This window comes from Sphingomonas silueang (genome assembly GCF_040049155.1).
In the GTDB taxonomy this organism is placed as follows: domain Bacteria; phylum Pseudomonadota; class Alphaproteobacteria; order Sphingomonadales; family Sphingomonadaceae; genus Sphingomonas; species Sphingomonas silueang.
Genome location: NZ_JBDZDK010000072.1, coordinates 1 through 4,091, shown reverse-complemented (window position 1 = coordinate 4,091; position 4,091 = coordinate 1). Strand labels below are relative to the sequence as shown.

Here is a 4,091-nt window from a genome sequence, read left to right as displayed (position 1 = left end):
AGGGTCGCCGGCGACTGGCCCGCCACCCGCTGGGACGAGCTGATGCCGTGGAACTGGGTGCCCCAGACAGATCAGCCAACAGCCCAAGCCGCATAAACTGCGGTCCTCACGCCACGCTTACGCTGAACAAGCGCGATAGTCTGAAAGCCTTCGTCGCGCGGAAGCAGCGCCTACAGGGGCGGTGAATGCGGTAGCTTTGCGATGCTCAGGTGTCGTCGCGCATCGGCCAGTTGAGCGGGATGAGTGCCTTGCGCGATGCGCGCGTCCAGCGCCCTCGCGTCGCCGCCACATACCGCGGGTCATCGGCAAAATACGCGTGTTCGATCAGCAGGACCTGTAGGCCCGATCTAGCCGCCACCTGCTTGAACAGGAAGTCGATATGCCGGCGCATCGCCTGGATATCCTCATCCTCGTCGCTCGCGGTAATCTGTCGCTCGTCTTCATCGATGCCGGGTGTTGGAAAATAAGGACGGCTGACTTGATCGAGCACCAGCAGTCCCGGCACTGGCGCATCTACCTCTTCGAGATAGCGCTGGATGGCGAAGGCCAGCGCTATATGGATAGCCAGATAATTCTGGTCCGACCCGACATCGGGCATCCGCAGCATCGTACGGCTGCCGGCCTCAATCACCCGGATTTCCGGAATGCGCGAGGAGAAGAAAAGCTCGGAGTCGACGCATGGGGCGACGGTCGGCAGCGCCAGGAGGGCTTCGGATGCGTAGGACGAGATTTTTGCCTCGGCCCGCTGCAGCCGTATTTCCTTGGACTCACGATCCACCTGAGATTCCAGCTGGGCGATCTCGGCGCGAAGCACCGAAAGGTCGGCGGTCGGCTGCCGTGGCTCGTCAGTGCTGGTCTGCAGGAAGAAGGATATGCGGCCTTGCAGATGAGCCTTCGCCTGAGAAATGTCCGCTAGGCGGCGCGTCTCATCGGTTTGCCGAAGCCAGCTCTTGATCTGCTCGTCGACCTCACGGAGCTGACGATTGAACGTGTGTATTTCCTTCGCGAGCGCTTCGTCATGCTCTACGAGCTGCGGGCGGACCCTTTCGACGGCGACTGTTTCGGCCCGCACTTTGGTGAGTGTATCCGCAAGCATCGCCGCTGCGTCGCGCCCGCGCTCAGAGGGCGCATCGCACAACGGACAGGTGTGTTCGCCGTCGCCGAGCTTGAGATGTTCGGATAGCATCAGCCGGTCTCGCTGCCGGGTGACTGTGTCGCCGAAGCCCGAGGCGTCGACAAGCGCTGCCTTCGCCGCATCTCGGCGACGTCTCGCGCCGGCGAGCGTGGCAAGAATCTCGCGGCGCCGGGCGTGCAGGGCACCGAGTTCACTGTCCTTGGGATAACTCGCCGCATCAATTGTGCTGTCCGCGACACGACGCAGTTCAGCGAGCATATCGTCCTCGCGCCCGTCAAGCGAAGGCGCCTCGGTCATCGCGAAGCGATGCGCCTCGACCAGCAATCCGTAAGCCCGTTGCTTCAACGCGGTCTCAGCCGACTGCCGCGCCCGATCTTTGCTTTCTGCCTGAGCGAGCGCGCGTTGCAGCTGGCGCAAGCGGCGTTCCGCCAACGCGCCCCTTTCATCTGTTGCCCGCAGGAAATAGGGCATCGTCGCAATGATGTCCCGCGCCTTCTCCGGCTTCTCCAAACCGTGCAGCAGCACCGACTCGCTGTCGATGACTTCCTTGGTCACGAATATGTAGGGCGTGATATGCCGCACGCTCGTACGGCCGCGGGCATCGCCGTTAGCATCGGGTAGATGCCCTAAATCGCCGATGCCGAAGGCCTTCTCCAGAAAGGCTTTGGCTGCATCCACGGTCGTTCCGCCGTCAAATTCGGCGACGGAGTTAGGCAGCTGCAGATTCCGGCCTGCGGTTGCGAACATCCTGGTGCTGGTGATCTGGCCGTCAGGAGGAACGAGACGACCGACGATCATCTCATCATCCCCGGCCACCCATTTGACGCCGACCGCCATAACGCGACGGCGGATATGGACAGGTAGCTCGCATTTACTTGACCCGAGGCAATAGTCGATTGCCTTGATTAGCGCGGACTTGCCGGTGCCCGACGCGCCGGTGACGATATTCATGTCGTCGGGCTTGAGGACGATGTCCTGACGTCGTCCTTCGGCACCTAGGAAGAAGATCGTGCGGATATTCCAGCGGATCATACGGTCAGCCCCAGAATGCCGAAGATGTTACGTGTCGAGCCGGCGGTCGCGAACCAGGTGCCCAGTCGTCTGGCTCGGCGAATGGCGCCGATACTGTGCGGGTCGAGATCGCTCAGGGGACTCTGCTTAAATTTCTTTGAGCCCGGCGTGAGTCGGCCTTCCATCGACAGCCGCAGCACATCGGTGAAGCAGCCATAGCGCACCGCCTCGCCGACGATTTCTAGAGCAGCATTCACCCGGTCGGCCAGGCCGACCGACATTTGCGGCGTTCGTTCGAGCCACTCCAGAAGACCGGTGTTCTTGTTCGTACCGTCGAATGTTGCCGCGAGATCTCCGGACAATGCGATCGGGACGGCAAGATATACGATCGCCAGATAGGGTCCTGCGGGATGGACTTCGGCGTGGGCTGTAACGAACGCGCCGGCGACGTAGGCACAGTAAGCCGGATTGTGCTCGGCATACACGTCATGAGCCTGCTTCATCCCTCCTCTCCAAGCAGCACCTTGAAGTCCGGATGCCACCCGACCTGCAAGCTGATCGCCAGAACCTGATAGCTGCCGCGGACATAATAAGCTGCGGCGAAACCTACCTGGATCGAGCGGACGGTGGTAGGGGCCGCATTGTGCGTCCATCGCAGCAGATCAAGCCCAGACGAGCATTTCGCACCGTCTTCGAGATCAGCGCAACTCTCCGACATTTCATTATGCCGATCCTGCCAATGCTCGGTGAGAACCGCGTCATAGTCGTTGATCATCGCGCCGAGCGCAGGGTTCTCGTTAGTCCAACGCGCTCGCTGCGAGCGCGCCCGCCACTCCTCCCGGATTGCCCTATCGACATCTGAATCGCTGCCTTTGACCAAGGCGATCTGCCGGGTCAGCATACCTTCAGGCAGGTATTCGAGCGGCTTCGCGACGGTTTCGAAGTGCGCGACCAGTTTCCCCTGATCGAGCTCGCCGACGATTTCGGTTACCTGCGCTTGGAATTCGTTGCGGGCGATCACGCGTTCGCGTTTACCGCACAGCGAATAGACGATCTGCCGATCCCACCATTCGATCAGCCGTCGCGCAACGATTGGTCGCTGCGTGGCGGGAAGAATGAGCAAGTGTTGCTCGAGCTCGCTTTCAATCTGATCGATCGTCGGTGCGTCGGGCTTGATGACGGCTCGGCGCAACAGATTGTGCCGGTCGCCTTCGGAGAGCTTGAGATACGCCGCGCATCCTTTGTGGCGATCCGCATGGGGGAGCGGATCGCCCTTGGCCTTGGCTTCGGCCCGTTCCTTGAGCACCCGCTGGGCTTCATCCGTCATCGCGGCAGCCAGCGCCTCGCGATCGTCTTCGGGATCGAGCAGCGCCTCCAATGGATCCCCCGGCAGGATGCCGCCCACTGTCACCAGATGCAGGCTAGTTTCCGCAAGGCTGATCTTGGGGGTAATATCGACCCAGACCGCGACCGTGCGCCACACAGATCGAGACTTGATGCCGACCGCTACCGGCTTTGCCTTCATCGAGTGCTTGAGCTGGAACAGTAATTTCTGGCCATCTGCCTTCAACTCGATATCGTCGAGCTGCTCGATGGCGATCGCAGCATCGTCGGTCGGTGTAGCAGCGAGTATCAGTAGCGCATATAGCGACTGATACCAGAAACCCAACGCAGAAGCCTCGGCTGAATGACTGGTGCTTTCGTTATCTCCCATGCGCTAGTCTAATCTTCATTTCGCGATGGCGGCAACGGGGTATTAGCGCGGCAGCCCGCTGCGTTCTGCGCAGCGTCGAACCACTTCGGCAGGTATGCTTCGTTCGTCGCTAGAGGCTGTTATGAACCTGCGGCGAGTGCGGTAGCCTGCTTCATCATGAGGCAGGCGAAGGCGACGACATGAAGTCCTGCGAGTGTTTCGGCATAGCGTTCGTAATCTTTAACGAGGCGC

3 protein-coding genes and 1 pseudogene are annotated in these 4,091 nt (G+C 60.9%); all 4 read right to left on the bottom strand.

All coding sequences use genetic code 11. The annotated features are described in order from the left end of the window. Positions 1–205: 205 nt before the first annotated feature. Positions 206–2,167 carry a DUF3732 domain-containing protein gene (locus ABLE43_RS23035; protein WP_348980272.1) on the bottom strand — a complete coding sequence of 654 codons (1,962 nt, stop codon included), beginning with the start codon at positions 2,165–2,167 and terminating at the stop codon, positions 206–208. Continuing rightward, positions 2,164–2,649 (bottom strand): three component ABC system middle component, encoded by a 486-nt coding sequence (locus tag ABLE43_RS23030; RefSeq protein ID WP_348980271.1) that lies wholly within the window; start codon positions 2,647–2,649, stop codon positions 2,164–2,166. Before ABLE43_RS23030 ends, ABLE43_RS23035 begins: the two co-directional genes overlap by 4 nt. Next, complete coding sequence (locus tag ABLE43_RS23025) at positions 2,646–3,860, bottom strand: ABC-three component system protein (protein ID WP_348980270.1); 1,215 nt, start codon at positions 3,858–3,860, stop codon at positions 2,646–2,648. Before ABLE43_RS23025 ends, ABLE43_RS23030 begins: the two co-directional genes overlap by 4 nt. Positions 3,861–3,979: 119 nt before the next feature. Then, positions 3,980–4,091, bottom strand: a pseudogene (locus tag ABLE43_RS23020) (IS5/IS1182 family transposase); the annotation flags it as partial.